The organism is Hyphomonadaceae bacterium ML37, assembly GCA_027627685.1.
GTDB lineage: Bacteria > Pseudomonadota > Alphaproteobacteria > Caulobacterales > Maricaulaceae > Oceanicaulis.
This window is the reverse complement of sequence record CP091241.1, coordinates 233,885-260,394: the sequence shown is the minus strand read 5'-3', so window position 1 is coordinate 260,394 and position 26,510 is coordinate 233,885. Positions and strand designations below refer to the sequence as shown.

The following is a 26,510-nucleotide window of genomic DNA, read 5'->3' as shown; positions in this document are numbered from 1 at the left end:
TGCCATCCCGCCTTCATTTCAACCCTCATCCTGGTTGCATCCGCCATGTCCGATCCTGTCGCCCGCCTTCAGGCCGCCATTCAGGCCGAAAATCTGCTGGAAATGTCGCGTGCTGCGCGCGCCATGCTGGCCGCTGAAATGCCGCTGGGCGCCGACTGGGCGAGCGTGGCGGGCGCCTGCCTGCAGGCCGGCGATGATTTTGCAGCGCTTCAGGCCGCCGGCCGGGTGGCCGAAGCCTCGCCCGATCATCTGGAATCCTGGCTGTGGGTGGCGGCGGTCTATACGGCGATGGGCGACCACGCCAACGCGCTGAAAGTCTTCGAAACCCAGATCAAGCGCTTCCCCGAGGATGTGGTCCTGCGCCGGCGCGCCGGACGGGCGCTGCTGGAGCTGGGCCGGGCGGCGGAGGCCGAAACCCATTTCCGCCTGGCCGTGGCCCTGAGCGGCGGCGACGCGATTTCCTATGAGGGCCTGGCCCAGGCCCACACCTTCACCGCCGGCGATGACGTGCTGGCGCATATGGAGCAGACACGGCTCAACCTGCCCGAAGCCGCCTCGGCCGAGCAGCGCGGCGTTCTCGCCTACGCTATCGCCAAGGCCTACGAGGATGTGGGCGAATATGACGTGTCCGCCCGGCGGGTCACCGAAGGCGCCGCCTTCTACCGCGAATCCGCGCCCTTTGATGTGGAGCGCCACGAACAGTCCATCACCCATTTGCTGAGCGTGTACGATCCGCGCTTTGCGGGCAGTCAGCAGGACGCGGGCCTGCTGGACGCGCGTCCGGTCTTCATCGTCGCGCCCCCCGCCGCCGGCGCCAGCTGGCTCGCCCGGGCGCTGGGCGCCGGCGAGGGCGTGGGGCGGCTGGAGCGATATAACAGTATTTTCTGGATGGCGGCCTCGCCGCTGGGCGATCAGCGTCCCGAAGACATCGAGCACGCGCTGAGCCAGGCGGGTGACCGGTCTGCGCTGGCCGAGGTGGGCCGCGCCTATCTGCGCTACGCCGAGGAACGCACAGGCAAGGCCGAACGGATTATCGATCCGTCCAGCCTGAACGAGATGTCAGTCGGGGCCGCCGGGCTGGCCTTGCCGGCCGCCCGTTTCATCATCGTGACGCGCGAGCCCAGGGATCTGGCTTGGGCGATCTTCAAGCGCCGCTTCCGCAAGGGCCGCCACTGGTCCTATCACCTGGACGATATCGCCCGGGTGACCACCCAGACCGCAAGGCTGGGCGAGCGGTGGCGCACCCTGTTCGGCGACCGGGTGATGACCGTGTCCTATGAAGCGCTGGCCGCCGATCCGGGCGGCGAAGTTTCGCGCATCGCCCAGTTCGCCGGCGTCGACGCGGAGGCTGCCGCGGCGGAAGCCTGGCTGCGCGCCGATCTGTTCAAGACCGATCCGGTGGGCGTGCATGAACGCGCCGCCTCCCGGCTTCCCGCCCTGGTCGCGGCGCTGGGGCGCGCGGGCGTCAACGAGGCGTAAGGCGGGCGTCGAGCGCGGCCCGAACCGCAGGCCATTCCGCGCGCAGGATGGAAAACATCACCGTATCGCGCCGCTGCCCGGTCCAGGTGGCGTAGTGGCTGCGCAGGACGCCTTCACGCACCGCGCCGAGGCGGGCGATGGCGCGCTGGCTGCGCAGGTTCAGATGATGGGTCTTGAGCTCCACCCGCTGCGCCCCGCAATCGAAGGCATGAGCCAGCAAAAGCCGCTTGCAGGCGGGATTGACCGCACCGCCGCGCGCAGAGGCCGCGTACCAGGTCCAGCCGATCTCCACCCGGGCATGGCCCGCGCTGATCTCCAGAAATGCGGTATGGCCGACACACGCGCCCGAGACCGCGTCGATCACGGCATGGCTGATCTGCACCGGCCCGGCGCTGGCGGTGAGCATCTTGTCAAACCACGCGTCGAAATGGGGGCCATCGCCACGCTGGGTCATGAACGCCCAGATGTCGCGATCATCGGCCGGCGCGCGCAAAGCCTCCCGGTGAGCCTCGATCAGGGGCTCAAGACGCACATGGGCGTCCTGGAGGATCGCAGGCTCCAGATCCATCATCCCGCCCCCGCCAGCTCCACTACGCCCATGACCAGATAGACCAGCCCGATGACCGTGACCACGCGCTTCGTCCACCGGCGGAATACCGCCTCGCTCATGCCCGCCAGAATCCGCGCGCCCAGCGTCGTGCCGGCGATGGATAGCGGCGCGGCCAGGGCGATCAGCCAGAGCAATCCGCTATCGCTCACCGCTATGGCCGGTCCCACATAATAGGCGATCTTCACGCCATGAGCGGCCACCTGGCTGGCCGCCTTGGTGGCCACGATGGCGCGCCGGTCCATGTCCGAATTCTGGAAGAACACGTCCAGCAAGGGCCCCGAAACCCCTGCGATCACATTCAGCCCCGTGATCAGGAAGCCTGCCGCCACGCCGTGAACTGGCCGCGCCGCATCCAGCGACCAGCGCCCGGCCGGCAGCCAGACCAGCATCGGCACGCAGCCCAGCGCGATCAGCAGCCAGGCGCGCTCCAGCGAGAGCTGCACCGCCAGCAATCCCGCCGCCGCCAGCGCCGACCCGATGAGATAAAAGCCCAGCGCCTTCCACAGGATGAACCGGCGCAGCAGCACGGCGCGCCAGCCATTGGACACGCTCTGCACCGCGCCATGGGTCACCATCGCCGCTGACACCGGCAGGAGCAGCGCCAGCACCCCCATCAGCACCAGCCCGCCGGCCATGCCGAGCATGGCCGACAGAATGGCGGTGAGGAAAACTGTGATCAGGATGACAAGCGGGGTCATGTCGCGGGTGGAATTCTGCGCCAGATGGTTATGATCATCTCCAGATACAGGCCGCCGGGCAGACCGGCGCGGGAGGAGCATGAGATGAACTTCGAATATTCAGACGTGTGCAAGGATTACCTCAAGCGCGTGCGCGCCTTCATGGACAGCCACGTCTACCCCAATGAGCACACTTATCACGCACAGCTCAAAGGCTTTGGCGAGAATCGCTGGCAGGTGCTGCCGATCATCGAAGAGCTCAAGACCAAGGCCAAGGAGGCCGGGCTGTGGAATCTCTTCCTGCCCGATTCCGATCAGGGCGCGGGCCTGTCCAACGCCGACTACGCCCCGCTGGCCGAAGAAATGGGCCGGGTGCCGTGGTCTTCGGAAGTGTTCAACTGCGCCGCGCCCGACACCGGCAATATGGAAGTGCTGGTGCGCTACGGCACGAAAGCCCAGCAGGATCAGTGGCTGACGCCGCTGCTGAAGGGCGAGATCCGGTCGGCCTTTCTGATGACCGAACCGGCGGTGGCGTCTTCGGACGCCACCAATATCGAATGCTCGATCCGGCGCGAGGGCGACGAATACGTCATCAACGGCGTCAAATGGTGGAGTTCGGGCGCCGGCGATCCGCGCTGCAAGGTCTTCATCCTGATGGGCAAAACCGATCCGGACGCCGAGACCTACCGCCAGCAATCCATGATCCTGGTGCCCGCCGACGCGCCGGGCGTCACCATCCTGCGCCATCTGCCGGTGTTCGGCTATGACGACGCCCCCCACGGCCATATGGAAGTAAAGCTGGAGAATGTCCGCGTGCCCGCCTCCAACATGCTGCTGGGCGAGGGTCGGGGGTTTGAAATCGCACAAGGCCGGCTGGGGCCGGGGCGCATTCACCACTGCATGCGCACGATCGGCGCGGCGGAACGGGCGCTCGAATTGATGGTGCGCCGCGCCATGAGCCGTGAAGCCTTCGGCAAGCGGGTGATCCAGCACTCGATCTGGGAGCACCGCATCGCCAAGGCGCGCATCGATATCGAATGCACGCGCCTGCTGACGCTCAAAGCCGCGTGGATGATGGACACGGTGGGCAACAAGGCCGCCCGCGGCGAGATCGCCATGATCAAGGTCGCCGCGCCGCGCGTCGCCCTGCAGGTCATCGACGACGCCATCCAGGTCCATGGCGGCGGCGGGGTCAGCGATGACTTCCCGCTGGCGGCGGCCTATGCCGGCATCCGCACCCTGCGTATCGCCGACGGTCCGGACGAGGTGCACGAGCGCACCATCGCGCGCCTGGAAGCCAAGCGCTGGCTCAACGAGGCCTGATTGAACTGATCGTACACACGGCGCCGCCTCGCCAGGCCAGTGGGGCGGTGTCTTTTTTGGCCTGTGGAAAATTTACTTTTCGTTCACACTTTGGTAGTGTGGGGATAAGGCAGCCTTGCAGCTGAACACTCCAGAGCAAGTCCGTCTTCACGCGGGCAGTGTGTGTCTTTCGGCGCTCGCGGGCTGCCTCACCTTTGACAAATTTGAGCGGGTCGTTTCTAGCCCCCGGTCAGCGCCGCGCTCACCTCGGACTCGATATTCGTCCACATCCCGCCATTGCCCGTGCCCAGCGCAGAAACGCCAACGACAATGGCGATCGCGATCAGGCCGGCGATGAGGGCGTATTCTATGGCGGTGGTTCCGCGCTGGGCGCTCAGGAAACCTTCACGCCCTCCAGCCGGTCGCGCAATTCGGCCGCCAGCGGCCGGTCCGCCCGCAAGAGCGGATAGTCGCTGAGGCGCTCGGGGCGCACCCAGGCGATCTCCTGGCCTTCCTTGGGATCCACAAACCCGTCCCAGCGCCGGCACACAAACAGCGGCATCACCAGCCAGCGTTGCCCGCCCTCCAGGGGGCAGGACGCGAAGGCGAAGGGTTGCAGGCATTGTTCGCACGGCTCGACTCCCAGCTCTTCACGCAGCTCCCGGACCACTGCCAGTTCCGGACTTTCTCCCGGCTCGAGCTTGCCGCCTGGAAATTCCCAGAACCCGGCCTGCGGCTTGCCTTCGGGCCGCCGCGTGATCAGCACGCGCCCGCCTGAATCGACCAGCGCACAGGCTGCAACCAGCAAGATGGACGCCGGACTGATGATCATCATGGCCTCTTTGGCGTTAAGGGCGCGTGTGCCGATACGGTTAGGCAGGGCTTAACGCGGACCGGGCGCGTCGTCATCCGCCCCGTCCTGTGTATCCCCCTGCGCATCGTCCGGCGCGGCCTCCGGCGTCGCCTCGCCGCCAGCCTCCTCCTGCGGCGCCTCGGGGGCCGGCTGACGCAGTTCCGAGGGCGCACGCGCCGCGGTGATGGTGACGGGGTAGCGCTCTCGGATCGTCTCCAGCAGGGAATCGATGCGCTGCATGGTCAGAAAGCGCACGATGCTGGGCCGCATGGCGTCCAGCGAGGGGCGCGGCTGGCTGCGCCGGTCGATCACGGTGAGCACATGCCAGCCCGCTTCGGTCTGGAACGGTTCGCTGATGGCGCCGCGCGGGGTGGCGAACGCCACGCGGGCGAATTCCGGCAGAATGCCCGCCGCGGTGAAATAGCCGATATCGCCGCCTTCCATCCGCGTGGCCGGATCGAGACTGACCTGGCGGGCCAACGCGGCAAAATCCGCGCCGTCCTCCAGCTGGCGCAGCACCTCGCGCGCGTCATCACGCGACGCCGCCAGAATATGGCGTGCGCGCACCTCGTCCTGGGGCGGGACCAGGCGGCTCTGCTCCTCATAAACCCGGCGCACCGCGTCATCCGACACTGCATCGGCGACTTCGGTCTCCATGAGCACATTGCCCAGAATGCGCTCTTCGGCCTCGGCCAGGCGCCGCCGAGCCTCGGGGGTTTCGTGCAGGCGCAGCCGTACGGCTTCGAGCGCCAGCAGGCGCTGATCAATCAACGCCTCCAGCGCCTCGCGGAAGACCGGATTGCCCGGCTCCAGCGCATCGGGATCATCGCTGAGATCGCGCGCGCGCGCCTCGCGGCGCACATCCTCCACCGTGATCACAGCGGCGCCCACCCGGGCGGCCGGCGTCCCGGGGCTGGCGCGCTCTTCCATGAAGCGAAGCTGACCGGCGCGAGAGCGGTCGCCGGCGCCGTTTTCTCCATCGTCAGAGCCGTTGCAAGCGGTCAGACAGGCTGCCGCGAGGGCGCTGGATGACAGGGCGCGGATGAGGCTGAGCGGGCGGGCTTGATTGACAGTCAAACAGGGCCTCCTTAAGTCACCGTGCACCTGGGTCAGGCAACATCGCCCGTCCGCTGGCGCGCTTTCAGGCGCTGCGGCGAGGCGGATGCGGTCATAAAGACCCGTTGTCCGCGCCCGCGCAAAGGCTGATACGTCATGCTCAACTTCACCCGCAAGCTTTTCGGATCGTCCAATGACCGCGTGGTCAAGCGGATGCGCCCGCAGGTGGAGAAGATCAACGCGCTCGAGCCCGACTTTGTGGCGCTGGATGATGACCAGCTCAAGGCCAAAACTGCCGAGTTCCGCCAGCGCCATGAAGCCGGCGAGAGCCTGGACAAGCTGTTGCCCGAAGCCTTCGCCGCCGTGCGCGAGGCCGCGCGCCGGGCCCTGGGCGAGCGTCATTACGATGTCCAGCTGATGGGCGGCATCACCCTGCACGAGGGCTCGATCGCGGAAATGAAGACCGGCGAGGGCAAGACGCTGGTGTCCACGCTGGCCGCCTATCTCAACGCCCTGCCGGGCAAGGGCGTGCACATCGTCACGGTGAACGATTATCTGGCCAAGCGCGACTCCGAATGGATGGGTCAGGTCTACGCCCGGCTCGGCATGACCACGGGCGTGATCGTCCACGGCATTTATGACGAGGAACGCCGCGCGGCCTATGCCTGCGACATCACCTACGGCACCAATAACGAGCTGGGCTTCGACTATCTGCGCGACAATATGAAATACTCGCTGGCCGACATGGTGCAGTTCGGCGGCCGGCCGCTGGAGAAGGCGACCCACCACTACGCCATCGTGGACGAGGTGGACTCCATCCTGATCGACGAGGCGCGCACGCCGCTCATCATCTCCGGGCGCACCGACGACCGCACGGATTTCTACAAGACCATCGACACGATCATCCCGCTGCTGGATGACGAGGACTTTGCGGTCGACGAAAAGTCCCGCTCGTGCACCTTCACCGAAGAGGGCAATGAGCATATCGAGGACTTGCTGCGCGAGCGTGGCCTTCTGGAGACCGGCGACCTGTATGACATCGAGAATGTCACCACGGTTCACCACGTCAACCAGGCGCTGAAAGCCCACAAGCTGTTCCGCAAGGACAAGGACTACATCGTGCGCGACGGCGATGTGATCCTGATCGACGAGTTCACCGGCCGCATGATGCCGGGCCGGCGCCTGTCCGAAGGCCTGCACCAGGCCATCGAGGCCAAGGAGCAGGTCGAGATCCAGCCGGAAAACCAGACGCTGGCCTCTATCACCTTCCAGAATTACTTCCGCCTCTATGACAAGCTGGCGGGGATGACCGGCACCGCGGCCACCGAGGCCGACGAGTTCGCCGCCATCTACAGCCTGGGCGTGATGGAAATCCCGACCAACCGCCCGATCCAGCGGATCGACGAAGAGGACGAGCTCTACCGCACCGCGCGCGAAAAGAACGAAGCGATCCTCACCGCCATCGAAGCCGCGCACAAGAAGGACCAGCCGGTTCTGGTGGGCACGGTCTCCATCGAGAAATCGGAATCGCTGTCGGCTTTCCTGACGGAAAAGAAGATCACCCACAAAGTGCTCAATGCGCGCTATCACGAGCAGGAGGCGAGCATCATAGCCCAGGCCGGTGTGCCGGGGGCTGTGACCATCGCCACCAACATGGCCGGGCGCGGCACCGACATCAAGCTGGGTGGCAATGTGGACGCCCGCATCGAAGACTGGCTCGCCGCGGAAGAAGAAGCCGGCCGCACGCCGTCCGAGGAGGAGATCGCCGCCCAGAAGGCCGAGATCGCCGCAGACGTCGAGGCCAAGAAGCAAAAGGCGCTGGAGGCCGGCGGCCTGTTCGTGATCGGCACCGAGCGCCATGAAAGCCGCCGGATCGACAATCAGCTGCGCGGCCGGTCGGGCCGTCAGGGCGACCCGGGCCGCACGGCCTTCTATCTGTCGGTGGAAGACGATCTGTTGCGCATTTTCGCGCCCGAGCGCCTGGACACCATCATGCGCACGCTGGGGCTGAAGGATGGCGAGGCGATCCAGCACCCGTGGATGACCAAGGCGGTGGAGACCTCGCAGAAAAAGGTCGAGCAACGCAATTTCGACATCCGCAAGAACATACTGAAATACGACGACGTCATGAACGACCAGCGCAAGGCGATCTTCGAGCAGCGTATCGAGTTCATGACCGCCGCCAACGTGTCCGACGTGATCAAGGACATGCGCGCCCAGTGCGCCGAGGATCTGGTCAACCGCCACATTCCGCCTAAGGCCTATGCTGACCAGTGGGACGTAGCGGGCCTGAAAGAGGCCGTGACCAAGTATTTCAACCTCGAACTGCCGGTCACCGAATGGGCCGCCGAGGAAGGCATCGCGGACGAGGAAATCCTCGACCGCCTGTCCAGAGCGGTGGACGAAGCCTATGCCGAGCGCGCCGCCGATATCGGCCCGGAGCTGATGCGCCGCATCGAAAAGCAGATCCTGCTTCAGACCATTGACCAGAACTGGCGCGAGCACCTGCAGCAGCTTGACGCCCTGCGCTCGGTCATCGGCCTGCGCGGCTACGCCCAGCGTGATCCGCTCAACGAGTACAAGACCGAGGCCTTCTCGCTGTTCGAAGGGCTGCTGGACGAGCTGCGCTTTGAGACAACGCGCATGCTGTTCAATCTGCGCCTGGCGCCGTCGGCCCCCATCCCGGCGCCGCGCCCGCCTGAAAATCTGGAAGTACGCCACGCCGACCCGGCCACGGGCCGCAACACGATCGGCGCCGAGGGTGCTGCGGGCGGAACCCGCGCCGCCGCAGGCGCGCGCGCCCCGCTATCCTCGCGCGTCGCCGCCGCGGCGGTCGATCCCGCCGATCCCTCGACCTGGGGCCGCGTGTCGCGCAATGAGCTTTGCCCGTGCGGGTCGGGCAAGAAATACAAGCACTGCCACGGCAAGGTGGACGCGTCCTGATCGGGATCTGGGCTGGGCGGCCCGAATGATGCAGCTATCTCTTTGGTTTTATTATGGAATGCTTGCTCCCGATCCTTTATGCGCAACTGGCGGTGTTCTCCTCGGATGAGGAACATCCCTACAATGACTGGGCAGAAGGCCACATTGCCCAAGGTTTCGCTTGGCGTCCGGCCAGCGTGTCATTCGCCATTTCCCCAAACATCCATCAGCTGTGGGTGAATATCAGACAGCTCAAAACATATGCGCCAAGTCCAAGCGCGAACCGGGTCATTCTTGTGCCTATCCATGTGAAGGGGGGGCGGGGCCTGGAGTGCGGCAATGTGGTTGACACGGTCCAGATCGCGATCCCTGACGGTCAATACGCGCTGTTTTTTGAGTTGTTTGAATCGAATGACGCCGGACAGGCTCGCGCGGAAATTACGCTGACCCTCGAGAAAGCCATCCACTGCATTCTCAAGCCGGGACCGGATATGACGGTTCCTGACAAGTTACTGCTGGAAGCCAGCCCCGCCGCTTGATGGATCGGTAAGCAACCTACGCTCAGGCCCCAATATGTTTATTGCGACTTAGGCGAATTCGCCTTGTCCCCACACACCCCTTAAGGGAATACTCTTCCGCGCCGGATTGATGCGCTGGAAGGATGTTTCATGAAGCGACTGGTCGTGTGTTGCGATGGCACCTGGCAGCGTGTGGGTCAGCCCTGTCCCACCAATGTGGTCAAGATCGCCCGCGCCATATTGCCTGAGGCGCCCGGACCGGAGAGCGCACCGGTCCAGCAGATCGTCTATTACGATACCGGGGTTGGCGTGCCCTTCGATTTCGCCAACGCCAACTGGTTCGAGCGCCAGGGCGCCAATATCCAGCGCGCGCTGGGCGGTCTGTTCGGGTCCGGGCTGGAGCAGAAGATCAGCGCGGCCTATCAATTCCTGGCCTTCAATTACGAGCCTGGCGACGAGATTTATCTGTTCGGCTTTTCGCGCGGCGCCTTCACCGTCCGCTCGCTGGCCGGGATGATCTACTGTTCCGGGCTGTTGAGCCGGATGTCGATCCACAAGCTGGATGAGGCCTTCGAGCTGTACCGCACGCCGGATGTGAAGCCCTCTTCGCCCGAGGCTGTGGCCTTCCGCACGGACCATGGCGCCGTGGCGCCCATCCGGTTTCTGGGATGCTGGGACACGGTGGGCATGCGCGGCATTCCCGAAACCCGCATCCCCGGACTGGGCGCCTTCGCCCGGCGGAGCAATAAGGATTACAGATTTCACGACTGTTTCCTCAACCGCTCCATCGCCCATGCGCGTCATGCCTGCGCCATTGACGAGGACCGCAAGGCGTTCGCGCCCACCGACATGTTCGCTTCGCCCAATGCCAGTCCGGATCAGGTCAAACAGGTCTGGTTCGCCGGCGGCCATGGCGGGGTTGGCGGCGGGGAGGAGGCGAGCGAGCCCCTGGCGGACGTCGCCCTCGACTGGATGGCGCAGGAGGCCGCGGCGCTGGGGCTCGGCGTGGATCTGACCCGCCACCCCGATAAATGGTTCCGTCCCGATCCGCTGCATCCGCTGCCGGAGCGCAGCCGCGGTCTTCTGGACAAGCTGGGTCACGAACCGCGCAAGATCCCGTCTCCGGCGCGCGATGGCCTGCATGCGTCGGTGCTGCACCGGTACGCAGCCGGAGCGCCGCCATACCGTCCCGCCGCGCTGAAACCGCACGAAGCCGAGCTCAGATGAGATCCCGCTTCCTCGCAAGCCGGACTCAGGCTTGACTGCGCACCAGCGGCTGCGCGGCTGGGCGCGCGCCGGTTTGTGCGGAGGCCTGTCATGTACGATACCATTCTCACCCCCGTTCTGGTCCTGATCGCCTGGACGCTGGTGATGTGGCTGTGGATGTACGCCACGCGCATCCCCGCCATGCAGAAGGCCGGCATCAACGCCGCCAAGCTGCGCGAAAAGTCGGAAATGGACGTGCTGCCGCGCTCGGTGCGCCAGGTGGCCGACAACCATAATCACCTGCACGAGCAGCCCATGCTGTTCTACGCGCTGATCTTCTACATCCAGCTGATGGGGATGACGGACGCCGTGTTTATCGGCCTGGCCTGGAGCTATGTCTTCGTGCGCATTGCTCACAGCCTTTATCAGGCGCTGGTCAATTTCATCCCGGTGCGTTTCGCCCTCTATGTGCTGGCGACGACAGTCCTGATCGTCATGACCGTGCGCTGCGTGCTGGCGCTGGTGTGAGCCGGGCCGTGACGGACATCACCCTTTATGGCCTGAAAACCTGCGATACCTGCCGCAAGGCGCTCAAGGCGCTCGAGGCGGCGGGGCGCAGCGTCGCGTTTGTCGATGTGCGCAATGATCCAGGCTTGGCGGCGCGCCTGCCCGGCTGGATCGCGGCTGTGGGCGTTGAGCAGCTGGCCAATACCCGCTCCACCACATGGCGCGGCCTTGACGCGGGTCAGCGCGCGCGTCTGGCCGATGATCCGGCCGGCCTGCTCGCCGCCCACCCAACCCTCATCAAACGGCCCGTGATCGAGGCGGGCGGCGCACCGCATGTGGGCTGGACGCCGCCCGTGCGCGCGGCGCTGGGGCTCGGATAAGCCTCAGGGCGCGCTGCGGGCCAGGTCAAACCCTTCATCGAGCCAGCCCGTGACGCCGCCCGCCATGATCTTCACCTTCCGCCCCAGCCGGGCGATGCGCAGGGCGCCGCGCGCGGCGCCATTGCAATGCGGCCCGGCGCAATAGGTCACGAACAGGGTTTCCTGCGTCCAGCGCGCCAGTTTTGACGCGGTGATGCGGCCATGGGGCAGATGGATCGCGCCGGGCACATGGCCGGCCTCGAACTGGGCCAGGCTGCGCATATCGAGCAGGACGAAGTCGGCTTCAGCGCCCAGCGCCTCATGCACGTCCCAGCAATCGGTTTCATAGGTGAACAGGGCGGCGAAATGCGCCTCGGCTGCGTGCGGCGGGGCGGCAGGGACAGTTGTGACGGCGCTGGCCATGGGGACCTCCTCAGGCAGATCGAACGCCGCCAATCTGCCGCTTGCCGCGCGGGGCGGCGAGTGGCAGAAAAGACAATGATGAGTAATATTCCGCCAAACGACGACGCGCCCTCCGGACCGCTTGTGGCGGTCCTGATTTATGACGGGCTGTGCACGTTCGAATTTGCCATTGCGGCGGAAATCTTCGCCCTGCCGCGCCCGGAAATGGGCCCGGACTGGTACCGTTTCGCCCTTTGCCCGGCAAGCGATGGCCCGATGCGGGCGCTGGGCGGCCTGACAATGATCGCCCCGGATGCATCTCCAGACGTTCTGGAGCACGCTGACCTGATCATCATTCCCGGCTGGCCAAAGCGGGACGCGCCGGAGGGCCTGATCACCGCCCTGCGCAAGGCGCATGCGCGCGGCGCCCGGATAGCCTCCATCTGCTCAGGCGCTTTCCTGCTGGCGGCGGCGGGCTTGCTGGATGGCAAGCGCGCGGCCACCCACTGGCGCTATGCGAAGGCGCTGCAGGACACCTATCCGGCCCTCGAGGTGGACGCCCGCGTGCTCTATGCCGAGGCGGACGGGATTTATACCTCGGCGGGTTCAGCGGCGGGCATCGACCTCATGCTGCATATCATCCGTCAGGATTTCGGCCCCGAAGCCGCCAACAGCGTGGCGCGCCGCCTCGTCATCCCCGCGCATCGCAATGGCGGGCAGGCGCAATTCATCGAGCGGCCTGTGCCGCCACGCCCCGGCGGACGCCTGGCGCCCTTGATGGACGCAGTGCGTCAGGCGCCGCACCGGCCCTGGACGCAAGGCGACATGGCCCGCGCGGCGGCGATGAGCTTGCGCACCTTCGCGCGCCGTTTCCTTGAGATCACCGGCGAAACTCCGGGCCGGTGGCTGACCGGCGTGCGGGTGGAGGCGGCGTGCGCCCTGCTGGAAACCACCGCCTTGCCCATGGAGGAGATTGCGCGGCGATCAGGGTTCGGCTCGGCGGCGCTGATGCGCCTGCACCTGCGCGCGCGCACCGGGCTGAGCCCGCGCGAACACCGCCAGCGCTTCGCCCGCCGGGAACCGGACAGAGCCCCCGCCCCTTGACGCACCGGGGGCCGGCGCTGTCTCTGATCTGCAGACAGGGTTGCGCGCGGCGCGCTTGTCTGCCCAATAGCGGGCGGGCCCGAGCGCCGCCCCACACGCCAACGGAACGGTGATCATGACGCCAGACGCCCTGCAGCCCGCCGCGCGCGGACCGCGCCGCCTGCTCGGGCGGATCCGCGACCTGATGGCGGTGCAGGAGGATGCGCAAAAGCGCCTCGACCGGCTCACCGACATTATTTCTGAAGAAACCGCCTCGGAAGTGTGCTCGATCTATCTGGTGCGCCCGTCCGGCGCGCTGGAGCTGTCGGCCACTCACGGCCTGAAGCCCGACGCGGTGCACCGCACGCGGCTCAAAGCCGGTGAAGGCCTGGTGGGTCTGGTGGCGCGGCGCGCGCGGCCCTTCTCGGTGGAAGACGCCCCGAACCATCCCAGCTTCTCCTTCCGGCCTGAAACCGGCGAGGAGCCGTTCAAGAGTTTTGTCGGCGTGCCGATCCTGCGCGGCGGGCGCCTGGTGGGCGTGCTCACCGCCCAGACCCGGGCCGTGCGTCCGATCACCGAAGAAGAGATCGAGACGCTGCAGACCGTCGCCATGCTGCTGGCCGAGATTGTTGTATCCGGCGATCTGGTGGGCGCCGAGGCGTTTTCCGGTCTGGAGCTGCGCCTGTCGCGGCCCGAACGCTTTCAGGGTCTGGCCCTGTCGGGCGGGCTGGCGCGCGGCGTGGCGGTCAAGCACGAGCCCCATGTGCGCCCCGCCCGCATGGTGGCCGAGGACGCCGAGGCCGAGGAGAGCCGGCTGGAGGACGCCATCAAGCGCCTGCGCCGCTCTGTGGACCTGTTGCTGGATTCCGGGCGCGCGCCCATGGGCACGCCGTCGCGCGAAGTGCTCGAGGCCTATCGCATGTTCGCCCATGACCGCGGCTGGCTGGACCAGCTGCGCGAGGCGGTGCGCGCGGGCCTGACCGCCGAAGCCGCCGTGGAGCGCGTGCGCAACGAGCATCGCGCCCGGCTGATGCAGGCGCGCGATCCGTACTTCCGCGAACGCCTGCATGATCTGGAAGACCTCGCCAACCGGCTTTTGCGTCACTTGGAGCGCAATGGCGCGGAAGCGGCGGCCCAGCTGCCCGAAGGCGCGGTCCTGATCGCGCGCAGCATCGGACCGGCCGAGCTTCTGGAGCTGGACCGGCGCAATCTGGTCGGCGTGGCGGTGGAGGAAGGCTCCCAGACCAGCCATGCCGCCATTGTCGCCAAGGCGCTGGGCATTCCCATGGTGGGCCAGATCGAAGGCGCGCTGGACCGGGTGGAGGACGGCGACGCCGTGATCGTCGATGGCGAGTTCGGCCTGTTGCACGCCCGCCCGTCCGATGAGGTGCGCGAGGCCTATGACGAGCGGATCGCGGGCCTTGCCGAACGCCGCCGGGTCTATGCGGGCCTGCGCGGCGCGCCGGCCATGACCAAAGACGGCGCGCGCATCGTCTTGTCAGCCAATGCCGGTCTGCTAGTGGAGCTGATGCGGCTGGAGGAGAGCGGGGCGGAAGGCATCGGCCTGTTCCGCACCGAATTCCAGTTCATGGTCTCCGACACATTGCCGCGCCTGCAGGCCCAGATCGATCTGTACGCCGCCGCGCTGGACGCGGCCGGCGACCGCCCGGTGGTGTTCCGCACGCTGGATCTGGGCGGTGACAAGGTCGCGCCCTACACGCGGGCGACGCGCGAAGCCAACCCGGCGCTGGGCTGGCGGGGCCTTCGCATGGGCCTCGACCGGCCGGGCCTCACCCGCTACCAGCTGCGCGCCCTGGTCCACGCCGCCTCGGGCCGGGCGCTGAACGTGCTGTTCCCGCTGATCACCGATCCGCGCGAATTCACTGACGCCAGCGCCATGCTCCAGCAGGAGCTGCATCACGCCGAGCGCCATGGCCACGTCCCGCCATCCAGCGTGCGCATCGGCTTCATGCTGGAGACCCCGGCCATCGCGTTTGCGCCGCAAGCGTGCCTGGCCATGGCGGACTTCGTATCGGTCGGGGCCAATGATCTGATGCAGTATTTCTTCGCCGCCGACCGCCAGAACCCGCGCGTGGCAGGGCGCTATGACCCCATCAGCACCCCGGCCCTGGCTCTGTTCAAGTCGGTGCGCGAGGCGTGCGACGGCGCGGGCAAGCCGGTCAATGTCTGCGGCGAGCTGGCCGGACGTCCGCTAGAGGCCTGCGTGCTGACGGGGCTGGGCTACCGGTCGCTATCCATGGCCGGCGGCATGATCGGGCCGGTCAAGCGTGCGCTGGCGGGCGTGGACGCGGCGCGCCTGGGCGCCTGGCTGGACGAGGCGATCGCGCAAGGACGGCCGGATTTGCGCCGCGCGCTGCTGTCAGCGGGAGAAAATGCGGGTCTGCCGCGAGAACTTGTTGATGAAATGACAAGCATTTGATTGAATGGTGTTGCAGTGAGGCCGCCGGGCCACACTCGGGGAGGGGGCGCCGCCTAGGCGCATGACATGATCAAGGCCTCAATGGGCAAGCTCGACACCACCGTGCCGGATAGCGCCTACATTCCTGTGGATGCTGTGTTTTCTCAGCCCGGCAGGCGCGTTGACGATACCGGCACGACGCTGGGCGAACGCCTTCGCTCGGCGCGAATCGATGCCGAACTGACCCTGGATTCGGCCTCCGACCGCACCCGCATCAAACGCGATTATCTCGAAGCGCTGGAATCCATGGACCCGCGCGGCCTGCCCTCGCGCGCCTACGCCGTGGGCTATCTGCGCACGTACGCGAATTTTCTCGGCCTCGACGCAGCCGGATGCGTGGAGCAGTTCAAGTCCGAGGTGGAATGCGACACCGGGCGGTCCCAGCCCACCGCCCCACAGGAAAAGCGCGAGATCAAGCTGCCGCGCGGCATGCTGGGCACGCTGGCTCTGCTTTGCGCCGTGGTCGCCATGGCCGGCTGGTACGGGCACTACGTGTCCCAGCGCGACACCGCCAGCGCGGCGGGTCAGCCCATCCTCGCCATGATGAGCGCCGAAACAGCCACCCCAACGCCTGCCGCCGCCGCGCGGACCGCCAGCCAGCCAGAGGACATCTGGGCCGGCCTGCCCGGGCCGCGCAGCACCGGCGCCGTGGTGCTGGAAGCGGGCGGCCTGGTGCATCTGGAAGTGCGTGACGCGTCGGGCCGCATTCTGGTCTCACGCCAGATGGAAGCCGGCGACATCTATCGCGCCCCCGACGAGCCGGGGCTGACGGTTTCGGCCAGTGATGCAGGCTTGGTGCTGTTGCGCGCCGCCGGACGCCCGATCGGCGCCCTGGGCGAGCGCGGCGAGGCGCTGGACAACACCCCGGTGTCGGAATTCCTGCTCAGCGCCATGACCGCCGCCGGCGGGCGGTGATCGCCCTTTGAGCGGCGCCGCGCGGACACATGCGGCGGCGCCCCCTCGCACACGGGCGCAGGGCGGGCTATATCCGGGGTGCAAGCATGAAGCGGGATGGCCATGGCCGTTGAAGCCCACACCAAAGTGCGCCCCTGGCGCATGATTGACCGGCGCGAGAGCCGGCGGATCATGGTCGGCCCCGTGCCTGTGGGCGGCGGCGCGCCGATCAGCGTGCAGTCTATGACCAACACGCCCACTACGGACGCCCGCGCCACGCTCAACCAGATTGCCCAGCTGGAAGAGGCCGGCGCCGATATCGTGCGCGTGTCCTGCCCCGACCCGGAAAGCACCGCCGCTTTCCGCACCATTGCGCGCGAGTCGCGCGTGCCGCTGGTGGCGGATATCCATTTTCACTACAAGCGCGGCATCGAGGCGGCGGAGGCGGGCGCGGCCTGCCTTCGCATCAATCCGGGCAATATCGGGTCCATGGACCGGGTGCGCGATGTGGTGTCGGCGGCGCGCAATAATGGCTGCTCCATCCGCATCGGGGTGAATGCCGGCTCGCTGGAGCGCCACCTGCTGGAAAAATACGGCGAGCCCTGCCCCGAGGCCATGGTGGAAAGCGCGCTGGACCATGCGCGCATTCTCGAAGATCTCGATTTCCGCGACTACAAGATCTCGGTGAAAGCCTCTGACGTCTTCCTGACCGTGGCGGCCTATCAGATGCTGTCAGAAGCCACCGACGCGCCGCTGCATCTGGGCGTGACGGAAGCGGGCGGGCTACGCACCGGCGGCATCAAAAGCGCCATCGGGCTTGGCAATCTCCTCTGGGCCGGGATTGGCGACACGATCCGCGTCTCGCTCAGCGCCGATCCGGTGCAGGAGATCAAGGTCGGCTTTGATATCCTCAAATCCCTGGGCCTGCGCACGCGCGGGGTGAACATCATCTCCTGCCCGTCCTGCGCGCGGCAGGGCTTTGACGTGATCAAGACCGTTGAGGCGCTGGAAGAGCGCCTGGAACACATTTCCGAGCCGATCTCGCTGTCCATCATCGGCTGCGTGGTCAATGGCCCGGGCGAGGCGGCCTACACCGATCTGGGGTTCACCGGCGGCGGCAAGGGCGCCGGCATGCTTTATTTCGCCGGCCAGCAAACCGAAAAAGTCTCCAATGAAGACATGATCGAGCGCATCGTCGCCGCGGTCGAGGACCAGGCCGAAAAACTCCGCGCCAGCCGCGAGGCGGCGGAAGCGGCGGCGGAGTGAGCGGCCAGGATCCGCCTTCGGTGTGGGCGAGGCTGGTCAACGAGCTGGCCTATATCCATGACAGAGCCATGCATGTCATGCGCGGCCTTCCCACCTGACCGGGGCCGGATTTCGCGCTCACTGCTTCATTTGCGACCCCATCTCGCCGTCGCTCCTTGCTGAGCCATTTTCGCAAGCGTCGCAGTCTGTCAAGGACGGCCCTGCGGGCCGCCGCCGCGCGGCGACCGAGCGAAGGCTCGGTCGTCCTTGACAGGCTGCGATCGCCTTGCGTGATCTTCCAGCTTGGAACGATGGGGAGAATTGACCCCCGGAACCGGCCACGGGCATCGCCCCGCTCAACCCTCAACCGCCCCCACCGGCCACGCCCTCCAGAAACCGGCTGATGCTGGCTTGAAGCTCGTCAAAGGCCGGGCGCTCCAGCGGCAGGTGCGACCCGTTGCTCAGCTCGACGAAGGTCTTCTGGCCCTCGATCCGCTCGAACACCCGCAGGCTCAACTCAGTGGGCGTCCAAGCATCGGCGCCGGGATGCACCAGCAAGAGCGGACAGCCGGGCGAAAGGCGCTTTGCCTTGCGGGCGTGCAGGGTGCGGAAGAAGCCCAGCCGCACCCAAAGACGGCCGAGCAGGGGGTCGCGCGCAAAATAGTCATTCATCTGCACGTCGCTCGACATGGCCCGCATCGGCGTCGCCAGCCACAGAGGCAGCCAGAGCCGGTCGATCAGCCACGGCATGAGCGCGAAGCCCAGCAGCGACAGGGCGCCCAGCCACCGCCAGCGCGCGGCGCGCATCAGCATGGCCGGATCGCCCGCATCGAGCAGCGTGGTCACGATAACCCCGTCCACCGTCCGGGCCGCCTCGGCGGCGAAGACCGCCGTCATTCCGCCCGCCGACAGGCCCATCAGCACCACCGGGCCGTCGGTCTCATCGGCCAGCTGCGCAACGATGGCCGGCCACTCATCATAATCGCCGCGATAGCCCGGCGCGGGCCGGGTCAGGCCATAGCCTGGCAGGTCGGGCGCCAGCACCCGCCAGCCAAGGCTGGCGGCGGCGTCCGCCAGGGGGGCGAGCACGCGGCCATTCCCACCCCCGCCATGGACCAGGATCATCGTGCCTTTGGCCGCCCCCTCGGGCGCCCACACATCGATGTGAACCTCATGGCCACGCACCGTGCGCCAGGTTTCCTCGGGCGTGCGCGCGATCACGATCCCGAAGCGGGTCTTGAGAATGTCGCGATACTGCGTCCACGACGTCGAGTTTTCGTAGGCGTCCATTGGGGGCTTCCATTCTTGAGTTCCCAAGGTTATTGAATATTTGCTCAGGTTTTGAAACTCGGGTTGGGAGCGCGCGCCCTGTCCACCGCCAAACCCCGCCAGACCCTTGTCCGCAAACCCAAACAGAGCCGTTCAAGGGCGACTGTCGCCGCCATTATGGAGGCCGGGGCTCGGATTCTGGCCGAGCAGGGATGGGCCGGTTTCAACACCAACGCCGTCGCCGCACGGGCGGGCGTGTCCATCGGCTCGCTCTATGAGTACTTCCCCGACAAGCAGGCGCTGGCCGACGAGATCGCCAACGCCCATATCGCTGAAGGCGAGGCGCTGCTGGCCGCAGCGGCGGGCGAAGCCGCCATGACCGGCGGCGCCGGGGCGATTGTCGATGCGCTGGTGCAGGGCCTGGTCGACCTGCACAAGGATGATCCGCGCCTTCACCGCGCTCTGTCGTCAGACGTCCCGCTCTCGCCGTCCGTGCGCGCGCGGGTCGAGGCGCTGCGGCGCGGCGCGATCAGTTTTCTGGAGGAGGCGCTGGCGCCGCACGTGTCCGATCCGCGTGTGGCGGCCCAGCTACTGGCGGACACGGCCGACGCCGTCATCCACCGCTGGTTTGTCGAAGATGACGGGACGCTGGCCTCGCCGGAACGATTGACGCATGAGCTGCGCCGGATGCTGCGCGCCTACTTGGCGGCGCCGCCCTCCAGCGCGTCCCAGGCCACCGGTTCGGCATGACGCACGGGTCGCGCGAGGCGTCGGCCCATGACCGCATCAAGATGTTTCGGGGCCAGGCCGTGGCCCGGGCGGACGGACCTGACATCCCCCTCGCTCACCACATGGCCCGCCGGCAGGTCGCGGGTGAAGTAGAGCGAGCGGCGGAACTGCAGATTGCCGGCCTCGCTCGCCTTGGCGCCATAGACGGGCTGGCCCAGCGCGGCGTGGGCATCGCGCACGGATTGGGCGAGGCGCGCAAACTCGTGAGGTTCAAGCGAGAACGCCGCGTCCGGCCCGCCATCGGCGCGCGCCAGGGTGAAATGCTTCTCGATCACCACCGCGCCCAGCGCCGTCGCTGCAATGGTGGTGACGTCGTCCAGCGTGTGATCCGACAGCCCCGCCGGGACGCCGAAGCGGGCGGTCATGTCGGCCAGCGCCGCCAGATTGTAATCATGGGCCGGCGCCGGATAGCCGCTGACGCATCTCAGCAGCACGATCCCGCCGGCGCCCGCTGACCGGGCGGCCTCCACCGCCTCGGCGATCTCGCTCTCGCTGGCCATGCCGGTGGAGATGATCACCGGCTTGCCGGTTTTCGCCGCATATCGGATCAGCGGCAGGTCGGTGATTTCAAACGAGGCGATCTTGTAGGCCGGGGCGTTGAGGCGTTCGAGCAGGTCCACGGCGGTCGAGTCAAACGGCGAAGAGAAGATGGTGATCCCGCGCTGGCGCGCATGCTCGAACAGGGCAGGATGCCAGTCCCAGGGGGTGGACGCCTCCTGATAGAGATCATGCAGGGTGCGCCCGTCCCACAGGCCGCCGCGAATCGTAAATTCCGGCGCGTCGCTTTTGAGCGTGATGGTGTCGGCGGTATAGGTCTGCAGCTTGACCGCATCGGCGCCGGAATCGGCCGCCGCGTCGATCATCGCCAGCGCCCGGCCAAGCTCACCCTTGTGATTGCCCGACAGCTCCGCAATCAAGTACGGCGGTTCTCCCGGCCCGATCGCGCGCCCGTCAATGGTGAAGCCTGCGCTCATGACGCCTCTCCGCTATGGCCCAGCTCCGCCAGCACCCCCGCCCGCCGCGCCGCCCAGCTCTGTGATGTGAGGACAAGCTGCACCGCTTTCACCGGCCCTTCGGGCGTCTCGCGCGTGATCTCGCCGGCGGGCGCGAAGCCGAACATTTGGTGCAGGGCGATCACCCGGACATTCTCCACCCGGACCTCGCAGTCGAGGGTCTCGACCCCCATCGCTCCGAAAGCCAGTTCCAAAGCCAGAGCCTCCATCCGCCGGCCGGCGCCGCGCGGGGCATCCGGCGCCGCATAGAACGCCCAGCTCGCATGTTTCGCCCCCGGAGGCCAGGAGACACTCACCACGCCGAGCATGACCCCATCAATCGCCGCGATGAACATATGACGGGCCGGATCTGACACATGACGGTCCCACCACGACTCATGTTCGTCCGCGCTGATCTCGTGCCGGGTATACATGGCGGCGCGCACGTCCGGCGCGTTGCGCCAGGCGCGCACCGTTTCACGGTCGGCGCTGTCCACGCGAAAGAGCGCGCCTATCCCCTCAATCGCGATCTCCGGTTCAGGCCGCATCGAGCGCCCCCGCCACGCGGCTTGCCCCGCGCCCGTCCACCAGGGCCAATCCGGCCTGCGCCATGGCGATGCGGACATCCGGCGGCGCCAGCGTCTCCAGCGCCGGGATGATCGCCGACGTCCAGCCCGGGGCGCGCACATCGCCGATCAGGCGCGCTGCGCCCGAGGCATGCAGGGCGCTGGCAGCCAGCAACTGATTGTCGGCCAGCGTCACGATCAGGGCGGGAAGGCCGATGGCGGCGCGCTCCAGCCCCGTCATGCCGCCTGCGCCGATGGCCAGATCCTGACGGGCCATCAGCCCGGCCATGTCGGCGTGCTGGACCAGCAGCCGCCCGGCCTCGCCCCGCGCCTCCACCTGGCCCGCCACCATGACGAGATGCGGCGCGCCGGACCCCAGCACTACGGTGACCTTGAGATCGCCGCGCGCCGCCAGGGCGTCCAGCACTGCGCCGGTGGCGTTCGCCGGATCGGCGGCCCCCATGGCGATCAGCACCCGGCGCAGCGGCCCGGCCTCAGGCGTGACAGGCCGCCCAACGGCGAAATCCGGGCGCAGCAGGGCGTAGTCAGGGCCGATCAGGCGCGTGCCGCCGTCCGGAATCCGGCCGTCATAATCGCCCGCTGCCCGCCCCGGCGTCTGGTCCAGCAGCAGCGCGCAGTCGTGAACGCGGTCCGCCAGATCATCAATGACCATCACCCGCCAGCCCGGCGGGCAGACGGCGCGCTCGAACGCGGCGTCCAGCCCGTAATGGTCCAAGATCAGCCAGCCGGGCGGGTCGGCTTCCAGACAGACGCGCGCGGTTTGCGGGCGGTCGTCTTCGAGGCGGTGCAAGGCAAAACCCGCTGCGGTCACCCGGTCCAGCCCGGCGCCCGGCAGCTCCCGGCACAGAAACTCTATCCGCCAGCCGCGCGCGCCAAGCGCCTGCGCCAGTGTCAGGCAGCGCATCAGATGTCCGCCGCCCAGCGCCGCGCCGGCATCGCACCGGAAGGCGGCGCGGCTCATGACTTGTCCAGCCCCTGCGCGCGGAACATCAGCTCGGCGCGCGCCCAGTCCTGCGGCGTGTCAATATCCCAGACCCGGCTGGGCGGCAGCACCACGGCGCGGGCGCGCGGCGTAAACACGGGCCGCCCCTCCAGCCAGGCGGCGCGGGCGCCGAAATAGAACTGGGCCGCGTCGTGATAGGCCTCTTCCAGATCCTGGCTGCGGGTGTTGAACAATTCGGGATGAAACATCTCGCAGCCACCCCCGTCCGCCATGCGGAAGGCGCGCTGGATCGGAAACGCGTAGCGCGCCGCGGAGAAGACATAGTCCACATCCGCCTCGTTCATCCGCTCCGACGCAGCCTGCAGATCGCCCGCCTGCAGGAAGGGCGCGGTGGCGAACAGGCAGCAGACCGGCTCGTGATGTGCGCCGTCCAGCTCCAACGTTTCAATGGCATGGCGGATCACATCGATGACGCCGGTGCGGTCGTCCGACAGGGCTGCCGGGCGCAAAAAGGGGGTCTGCGCGCCACATTCACGGGCCAGTGCGGCGACATCAGGGTCGTCTGTGGAGACAATGATGCGCTCGAAACAGCCCGACTCCAGCGCCGCCCGGATCGGCCAGGCGATCATCGGCCGGCCGCAGAAATCGGCGGCGTTCTTGCGCGGAATGCGCTTGCTGCCGCCTCGAGCGGGGATGACCGCCAACGCCATGGGCCTCAACCTGTCCAGATCACTATCCCCCTTCTCACCGTGAGTCCGGCCACCAAAGGGTTAACGCACTGCCTCCTCCGGCGGACAAGCGCCCGGGGCCCGCGATTCCAGCCTGGACACTAGCGTAGCCGGGAAAACATGACCGCCCGGCCAGCCCGTATCGATCCCGGCAAAGCGCAGATGGCGCGCCAGCCAGACATTGCAGGTATTGAACACATGATACGACGAGCGCGCCTTGAAAAAGGCGCTGCCGCGCGGGTCAAGGCCCGGCGCGCCGGCGACCATCGCGCCGCCATCGGCGTCGCGCTGAAGCTCGGCTTCTATGGCCTCCACAAGGCTGGCGAGGCCGGCTTGCGACACGGCCACATCCACATGGCCCTGCCGATAGGCCTCGCGCGGGTCCCGCGTCAGCCCGGCGGCATGAACCAGAGAGCCCGTCGGCCAGGCGATGGCGCTGATTGCGCTGCCCGGCCCCAGCGGGCGGGGATAGGCGCGCACATCTCCCCAGCCAATGGCGAACCAGCGCGCCTCGGGAAAGGCGGTGCGCAGCGCGCTGTCCGGCGCAAAGGCGCTGGCAGGCAGGTACAGCCCGGCATGCCAGCCATTGGAGCTGACCCCGATGAGGGCGCAATCACGGGGCTGAGGCGGCGGAGCTGCAGTGCGCGGCTGTCCGGCGCAGGCAGCCAGGATCACAAGAGCCAGAAGCCCTGCGAGGCGGGCGATGTGGACGATCTCAAAGCGTCTGATCATCAGGCGCCTTTCATCTGCGGCGTCTAACCCTTATATTGGGGGTGTCCGCTTCGGCGGTCTATGGCGATAAACGCGCGTGTAATAACCAGACCGGACCCGGGTGCGAATCCCGGCGGCTCCACCAATCTCCCGCTCATTGGCGCGGCGCATGGGGCCGACTAGCATCGACGGATGGCTAAAGGCGTAGCTTTCGCCCGAATGGGCTTCGTTACCAGCCCACTCAAAGTAGTTGCCAATGACAACTATGCTGAAGAGGTGGCTCTCGCTGCATAGCAGCGCGGGTATCTCGCACTTAAGTCCTGATCTCTAGCAAGGTCAGGCGGGGTTCGGGGGGCGCCTGGCAACAGAAGCCCCCCACTTGATTTCCCGTCTTGAATGTTTTGCTTTCCGCCCCGAGCATGTGCGCATAATCTCCATGCCGTGCCTGAAGGGGGGGCTCAGGTCATGGCCTTGTTATCGCCGGGGGATGTGTTCCATCGCCTTGTGCAGCGCCTGCCGGCTGGTCCGGCCGGTGTGCTTTGGAATGTGACCTATGTTTTTGCCTGGGTGACGCTGCCTTATTCGGTATATGGCGCGATCCGGGACCTGGCCTTCGTCCTTCATTACGCCACCATACTCGGTTCTCGCCTTCCGGAGATGCTGCTTGGCGCGGCGCGGTGGATTTTGACCCAGGTCGATGCCACCTTGGCGTTGTGGCGCTCAATAACCGGGCCCATCCGGGAATGGCTGGCGACCCAGCCCATACCGTTCGCCGAGCAATTGGCCGACATAGCCGTAGTCCCGCTTCTGCTCCTTCCCAGCTTGGTGCGGTATGTGTTGCATCGCGGCATTTATCTTGCCGAGGATGTTGCAGCGCGTGTGACCCGCAGCGAGGCCGAACTGGCCGCCAGGCGGGCCGCCGAGGCAGCTGCCGCCCGCGCGGATGCGCAGAGCGACAATGTGTCAGGCGGGATTGCCAGCGGCGTTGCCGTTGGCGCCGTTGTCGGCGGTCCGGTCGGCGCGGTGATCGGGGGTATTATCGGCGCCATCGCGGGTGCGATGGCTTCTGACGATGCTGACAGCGATCAGCCGGGTTCGGCGGCCGCCGCCGAGGCCGAGGAGCGCGCCCGGCGCGCGGCTCTGGCGCGCCGGCGGTACGGCCAATCGCGCACAATCCTGATTGCATCCCTCATTGGCGCTGCCTTGGTGACAGCTCTCATCACCGTGAATTGGCACGTCGCGCCGCGCATCGGCGCGGATGCGCCATGCCGCACGGTCCGTGCGGCCGGCGAAACATGCTGGTGCTTCCCCGGAGCGCCGGACGGCTTGTCAGCCCCGGCCCCGGATGGCGGGCGCAATTACTGCCTCGCACGGCGCTAGCGCGCCTTGATCTTCAGCCGCATGCCGCCTTTCGGGCGCAGCGTGACCTGCATCACAGGCTCCACCGCGCCGTGGGCGGGGGTGATGCGGGCGCGCGAGACGATGAGGGAGAGGATGATGGCCGCTTCCTGAAGCGCGAACTGCGCCCCGATACAGGCGCGCGGACCGCCCCCGAAGGCCAGGAACTGATACCGGTCGCGCGGGCGGCGCTGCGGGTTCCATCGATCGGGATCGAAATGGTCCGGGTGCTCCCACAGCGTCTTGTGGCGGTGCAGACAGTAGAAGGCGAGCAGCGCCACATCGCCTTTGCGCACCGGGTGGCCGCAAATCTCGGTATCGGCCACAGCGCGGCGGCCCAGGATGGGCGCAGGCGGAAACAGCCGCATGGATTCCTCGATCACCTGACGCGCCAGGACGAGCCGGGGCACGGCCTCTGCGTCCGGCGCGCCGGCGCCGAACACGGCGTCAGCCTCGGCGCGAAGGGCGTCCTGACAGGCCTCGTCGTGGGAAATCAGATAGAGCGCCCAGGTCATGGCGATGGCGGTGGTCTCGTGACCGGCGGCGATGAAGGTCATCAGCGTGTCGCGGATATCGCGGTCGGACAGCGCCGCGCCGGTTTCCTCATCCCGGGCCGACAAAAGCAGGCCCAGCAAATCCTCGCCCGGATCGTCCAGCGCGCGTCGGCGCTTGATCTGGCTATCCGCGGCGGCGCGAAACACGCTGCGGGCCTTGAGCGCGCCCAGGCCCATCAGGCGCGGCGCCCATTCGGGCGACGGGACCAGATCGGAATAGCGCATGCGCCCGATCTCCTCGAGCAGCACCTCGATGGCGGCGCGCACCTCACCGCGATCAAAGCCCTCCACGTCGGAAAACAGCGCACGCTCGATCACCGAAAACGTCGTGTCATTCATAACGCCGTGCACATCCACCGGCCCATCCGCGCCCAGCAGCGTCTCCACGGCGTCCATGCCGGCGCTCGCCATAATGGGCACGAAACGGTCGATCCGGCGCTTCAGGAAGGCCGGCTGCAGCGTCATGCGCTGGCGCCGCCAGCTTTCACCGTGGGCGGTGAGGATGGAATCACCCAGAATTGGCGTCAGCATGCGCAGGATGAGAGGCGATTTGCGCCAGGCTTGGAAATTGTCCTGCAGGATCGATTTCATCTCCGCCGCGCCGGACACTTCATGCACCTTGCGCCCCAGATAGGGGCCGGTCAGGCGCGTGGTCTCGAACAGGGCTTCAGGCAGGATCGCCATGGGGTTGCGGCGCATCAGCCGGGCCGTCTCCATCAGGCTGGTCGGCGCGGTCAGGCCCGGCGAGCGTACCGGTTCGAAAAGGCCTTCAGGCGGGCGGGCCAAGTTTGCGGACGGCGTCATCGGCAACTCCCTCTGGCCAGCGTACAATCGGACTAGCATGCGCTGCGCCCTGCAACCAAGGCGGGCTCGGGTGCTTTGAGGCGCCCGCGCGCAATTGACGCGCGCGGGGACTGAGCTAGGCTCGACCGGTGAGAGGCCAGCGG

26 protein-coding genes and 1 other RNA gene are annotated in these 26,510 nt (G+C 67.2%); 14 read left to right on the top strand and 13 right to left on the bottom strand.

Translation table 11 applies throughout. From position 1 onward, the window contains the following. Positions 1–45 precede the first annotated feature (45 nt). Positions 46–1,479 carry a sulfotransferase gene (locus tag L2D01_01355; protein WBQ10431.1) on the top strand — a complete coding sequence of 478 codons (1,434 nt, stop codon included), beginning with the start codon at positions 46–48 and terminating at the stop codon, positions 1,477–1,479. Here L2D01_01355 and L2D01_01350 read toward each other — a convergent pair. After that, positions 1,466–2,050: a GNAT family N-acetyltransferase gene (locus tag L2D01_01350; protein ID WBQ10430.1), complete on the bottom strand. Its 585-nt coding sequence runs from the start codon at positions 2,048–2,050 to the stop codon at positions 1,466–1,468. The two genes, L2D01_01355 and L2D01_01350, sit on opposite strands and share 14 nt — an antisense overlap. Next, entirely contained in the window at positions 2,047–2,787 is a 741-nt protein-coding gene (locus tag L2D01_01345; GenBank protein ID WBQ10429.1) for a sulfite exporter TauE/SafE family protein, read from the bottom strand. Before L2D01_01345 ends, L2D01_01350 begins: the two co-directional genes overlap by 4 nt. 84 nt (positions 2,788–2,871) lie before the next feature. Here L2D01_01345 and L2D01_01340 point away from each other — a divergent pair, with 84 nt between their 5' ends. Further along, positions 2,872–4,089 carry an acyl-CoA dehydrogenase family protein gene (locus L2D01_01340; protein WBQ10428.1) on the top strand — a complete coding sequence of 406 codons (1,218 nt, stop codon included), beginning with the start codon at positions 2,872–2,874 and terminating at the stop codon, positions 4,087–4,089. Positions 4,090–4,307: 218 nt separating this feature from the next. On the opposite strand, the gene L2D01_01335 is transcribed toward L2D01_01340, so the two are convergent. From L2D01_01335 to L2D01_01325, 3 genes are read right to left on the bottom strand one after another with little or no spacing between them, the layout of a single operon-like run. Further along, positions 4,308–4,412 (bottom strand): hypothetical protein, encoded by a 105-nt coding sequence (locus L2D01_01335; protein WBQ11613.1) that lies wholly within the window; start codon positions 4,410–4,412, stop codon positions 4,308–4,310. 50 nt (positions 4,413–4,462) lie between these two features. Then, positions 4,463–4,903, bottom strand: a complete 441-nt coding sequence (locus tag L2D01_01330; GenBank protein ID WBQ10427.1) for a (deoxy)nucleoside triphosphate pyrophosphohydrolase — start codon at positions 4,901–4,903, stop codon at positions 4,463–4,465. A gap of 48 nt (positions 4,904–4,951) precedes the next feature. Further along, on the bottom strand, positions 4,952–5,998 hold the full coding sequence (locus L2D01_01325; protein ID WBQ10426.1) for a peptidylprolyl isomerase: 1,047 nt from the start codon (positions 5,996–5,998) through the stop codon (positions 4,952–4,954). 135 nt (positions 5,999–6,133) lie between these two features. On the opposite strand from L2D01_01325, the gene secA reads away from it, so the two are divergent. The 5 genes from secA (at position 6,134) to L2D01_01300 (ending at position 11,510) form a co-directional block, all read left to right on the top strand. Beyond that, a complete protein-coding gene (secA, locus tag L2D01_01320; protein WBQ10425.1) occupies positions 6,134–8,920 on the top strand; it encodes a preprotein translocase subunit SecA in 2,787 nt (928 codons plus the stop codon). 62 nt (positions 8,921–8,982) lie between these two features. Then, positions 8,983–9,438, top strand: a complete 456-nt coding sequence (locus L2D01_01315; protein ID WBQ10424.1) for a competence protein ComJ — start codon at positions 8,983–8,985, stop codon at positions 9,436–9,438. 129 nt (positions 9,439–9,567) lie between these two features. Beyond that, complete coding sequence (locus L2D01_01310; protein ID WBQ10423.1) at positions 9,568–10,644, top strand: DUF2235 domain-containing protein; 1,077 nt, start codon at positions 9,568–9,570, stop codon at positions 10,642–10,644. 90 nt (positions 10,645–10,734) lie between these two features. After that, a complete protein-coding gene (locus tag L2D01_01305; protein WBQ10422.1) occupies positions 10,735–11,151 on the top strand; it encodes an MAPEG family protein in 417 nt (138 codons plus the stop codon). Between the two features lie 8 nt (positions 11,152–11,159). Beyond that, positions 11,160–11,510: an ArsC family transcriptional regulator gene (locus tag L2D01_01300; protein ID WBQ10421.1), complete on the top strand. Its 351-nt coding sequence runs from the start codon at positions 11,160–11,162 to the stop codon at positions 11,508–11,510. Between the two features lie 3 nt (positions 11,511–11,513). On the opposite strand, the gene L2D01_01295 is transcribed toward L2D01_01300, so the two are convergent. Further along, complete coding sequence (locus L2D01_01295; protein WBQ10420.1) at positions 11,514–11,912, bottom strand: hypothetical protein; 399 nt, start codon at positions 11,910–11,912, stop codon at positions 11,514–11,516. Between the two features lie 78 nt (positions 11,913–11,990). On the opposite strand from L2D01_01295, the gene ftrA reads away from it, so the two are divergent. The 4 genes from ftrA to ispG all read left to right on the top strand — a co-directional run bounded on the left by ftrA (position 11,991) and on the right by ispG (position 17,613). Then, entirely contained in the window at positions 11,991–12,995 is a 1,005-nt protein-coding gene (gene ftrA, locus L2D01_01290; protein WBQ10419.1) for a transcriptional regulator FtrA, read from the top strand. Positions 12,996–13,110: 115 nt separating this feature from the next. After that, entirely contained in the window at positions 13,111–15,414 is a 2,304-nt protein-coding gene (ptsP, locus tag L2D01_01285; GenBank protein ID WBQ10418.1) for a phosphoenolpyruvate--protein phosphotransferase, read from the top strand. Between the two features lie 66 nt (positions 15,415–15,480). Next, the gene (locus L2D01_01280; GenBank protein ID WBQ10417.1) at positions 15,481–16,368 is read left to right on the top strand and encodes a DUF4115 domain-containing protein; all 888 of its coding nucleotides are present in this window, start codon (positions 15,481–15,483) and stop codon (positions 16,366–16,368) included. Positions 16,369–16,464: 96 nt separating this feature from the next. After that, entirely contained in the window at positions 16,465–17,613 is a 1,149-nt protein-coding gene (gene ispG / locus L2D01_01275) for a flavodoxin-dependent (E)-4-hydroxy-3-methylbut-2-enyl-diphosphate synthase (GenBank protein WBQ10416.1), read from the top strand. A gap of 342 nt (positions 17,614–17,955) precedes the next feature. Here ispG and L2D01_01270 read toward each other — a convergent pair whose 3' ends face one another. After that, positions 17,956–18,882 (bottom strand): alpha/beta hydrolase, encoded by a 927-nt coding sequence (locus tag L2D01_01270; protein ID WBQ10415.1) that lies wholly within the window; start codon positions 18,880–18,882, stop codon positions 17,956–17,958. A gap of 63 nt (positions 18,883–18,945) precedes the next feature. On the opposite strand from L2D01_01270, the gene L2D01_01265 reads away from it, so the two are divergent. Then, complete coding sequence (locus L2D01_01265) at positions 18,946–19,611, top strand: TetR/AcrR family transcriptional regulator (GenBank protein ID WBQ10414.1); 666 nt, start codon at positions 18,946–18,948, stop codon at positions 19,609–19,611. On the opposite strand, the gene pseI is transcribed toward L2D01_01265, so the two are convergent. Genes pseI through L2D01_01240 form a run of 5 tightly spaced genes read right to left on the bottom strand, consistent with a single transcriptional unit; the run spans position 19,560 to position 23,632 of the window. Next, a complete protein-coding gene (pseI, locus tag L2D01_01260) occupies positions 19,560–20,624 on the bottom strand; it encodes a pseudaminic acid synthase (GenBank protein ID WBQ10413.1) in 1,065 nt (354 codons plus the stop codon). The two genes, L2D01_01265 and pseI, sit on opposite strands and share 52 nt — an antisense overlap. Further along, positions 20,621–21,190, bottom strand: coding sequence for a UDP-4-amino-4,6-dideoxy-N-acetyl-beta-L-altrosamine N-acetyltransferase (gene pseH, locus L2D01_01255; GenBank protein WBQ10412.1), 570 nt, complete (start codon positions 21,188–21,190; stop codon positions 20,621–20,623). Before pseH ends, pseI begins: the two co-directional genes overlap by 4 nt. Continuing rightward, a complete protein-coding gene (gene pseG, locus L2D01_01250) occupies positions 21,180–22,190 on the bottom strand; it encodes a UDP-2,4-diacetamido-2,4,6-trideoxy-beta-L-altropyranose hydrolase (protein ID WBQ10411.1) in 1,011 nt (336 codons plus the stop codon). The genes pseH and pseG overlap by 11 nt, the downstream gene beginning before the upstream one ends. Beyond that, entirely contained in the window at positions 22,187–22,882 is a 696-nt protein-coding gene (pseF, locus tag L2D01_01245) for a pseudaminic acid cytidylyltransferase (GenBank protein WBQ10410.1), read from the bottom strand. The genes pseG and pseF overlap by 4 nt, the downstream gene beginning before the upstream one ends. A gap of 60 nt (positions 22,883–22,942) precedes the next feature. Then, positions 22,943–23,632 (bottom strand): DUF2459 domain-containing protein, encoded by a 690-nt coding sequence (locus L2D01_01240; protein ID WBQ10409.1) that lies wholly within the window; start codon positions 23,630–23,632, stop codon positions 22,943–22,945. Positions 23,633–23,636: 4 nt separating this feature from the next. On the opposite strand from L2D01_01240, the gene ssrA reads away from it, so the two are divergent. Beyond that, positions 23,637–23,991: a transfer-messenger RNA gene (gene ssrA, locus L2D01_01235) on the top strand. 85 nt (positions 23,992–24,076) lie between these two features. After that, the gene (locus L2D01_01230) at positions 24,077–24,991 is read left to right on the top strand and encodes a hypothetical protein (protein WBQ10408.1); all 915 of its coding nucleotides are present in this window, start codon (positions 24,077–24,079) and stop codon (positions 24,989–24,991) included. Here L2D01_01230 and L2D01_01225 read toward each other — a convergent pair. Continuing rightward, positions 24,988–26,367, bottom strand: a complete 1,380-nt coding sequence (locus L2D01_01225; GenBank protein WBQ10407.1) for a cytochrome P450 — start codon at positions 26,365–26,367, stop codon at positions 24,988–24,990. The genes L2D01_01230 and L2D01_01225 overlap by 4 nt on opposite strands. Between the last annotated feature and the right edge of the window lie 143 nt (positions 26,368–26,510).

Excerpts from the sequence above, each read along its gene's own strand:
- L2D01_01295 (WBQ10420.1), bottom strand. The coding sequence starts at position 11,912 with ATGGCCAGCGCCGTCACAACTGTCCCTGCCGCCCCGCCGCACGCAGCC.
- pseF (WBQ10410.1), bottom strand. The coding sequence starts at position 22,882 with ATGGCGTTGGCGGTCATCCCCGCTCGAGGCGGCAGCAAGCGCATTCCG.
- pseI (WBQ10413.1), bottom strand. The coding sequence starts at position 20,624 with ATGAGCGCAGGCTTCACCATTGACGGGCGCGCGATCGGGCCGGGAGAA.
- pseH (WBQ10412.1), bottom strand. The coding sequence starts at position 21,190 with ATGCGGCCTGAACCGGAGATCGCGATTGAGGGGATAGGCGCGCTCTTT.
- L2D01_01350 (WBQ10430.1), bottom strand. The coding sequence starts at position 2,050 with ATGATGGATCTGGAGCCTGCGATCCTCCAGGACGCCCATGTGCGTCTT.
- L2D01_01270 (WBQ10415.1), bottom strand. The coding sequence starts at position 18,882 with ATGGACGCCTACGAAAACTCGACGTCGTGGACGCAGTATCGCGACATT.
- pseG (WBQ10411.1), bottom strand. The coding sequence starts at position 22,190 with ATGAGCCGCGCCGCCTTCCGGTGCGATGCCGGCGCGGCGCTGGGCGGC.
- L2D01_01345 (WBQ10429.1), bottom strand. The coding sequence starts at position 2,787 with ATGACCCCGCTTGTCATCCTGATCACAGTTTTCCTCACCGCCATTCTG.
- L2D01_01225 (WBQ10407.1), bottom strand. The coding sequence starts at position 26,367 with ATGACGCCGTCCGCAAACTTGGCCCGCCCGCCTGAAGGCCTTTTCGAA.
- ptsP (WBQ10418.1), top strand. The coding sequence starts at position 13,111 with ATGACGCCAGACGCCCTGCAGCCCGCCGCGCGCGGACCGCGCCGCCTG.
- L2D01_01305 (WBQ10422.1), top strand. The coding sequence starts at position 10,735 with ATGTACGATACCATTCTCACCCCCGTTCTGGTCCTGATCGCCTGGACG.
- L2D01_01340 (WBQ10428.1), top strand. The coding sequence starts at position 2,872 with ATGAACTTCGAATATTCAGACGTGTGCAAGGATTACCTCAAGCGCGTG.
- ftrA (WBQ10419.1), top strand. The coding sequence starts at position 11,991 with ATGAGTAATATTCCGCCAAACGACGACGCGCCCTCCGGACCGCTTGTG.
- L2D01_01330 (WBQ10427.1), bottom strand. The coding sequence starts at position 4,903 with ATGATGATCATCAGTCCGGCGTCCATCTTGCTGGTTGCAGCCTGTGCG.
- ispG (WBQ10416.1), top strand. The coding sequence starts at position 16,465 with ATGGCCATGGCCGTTGAAGCCCACACCAAAGTGCGCCCCTGGCGCATG.
- L2D01_01240 (WBQ10409.1), bottom strand. The coding sequence starts at position 23,632 with ATGATCAGACGCTTTGAGATCGTCCACATCGCCCGCCTCGCAGGGCTT.
- L2D01_01230 (WBQ10408.1), top strand. The coding sequence starts at position 24,077 with ATGGCCTTGTTATCGCCGGGGGATGTGTTCCATCGCCTTGTGCAGCGC.
- L2D01_01310 (WBQ10423.1), top strand. The coding sequence starts at position 9,568 with ATGAAGCGACTGGTCGTGTGTTGCGATGGCACCTGGCAGCGTGTGGGT.
- L2D01_01355 (WBQ10431.1), top strand. The coding sequence starts at position 46 with ATGTCCGATCCTGTCGCCCGCCTTCAGGCCGCCATTCAGGCCGAAAAT.
- L2D01_01280 (WBQ10417.1), top strand. The coding sequence starts at position 15,481 with ATGATCAAGGCCTCAATGGGCAAGCTCGACACCACCGTGCCGGATAGC.
- secA (WBQ10425.1), top strand. The coding sequence starts at position 6,134 with ATGCTCAACTTCACCCGCAAGCTTTTCGGATCGTCCAATGACCGCGTG.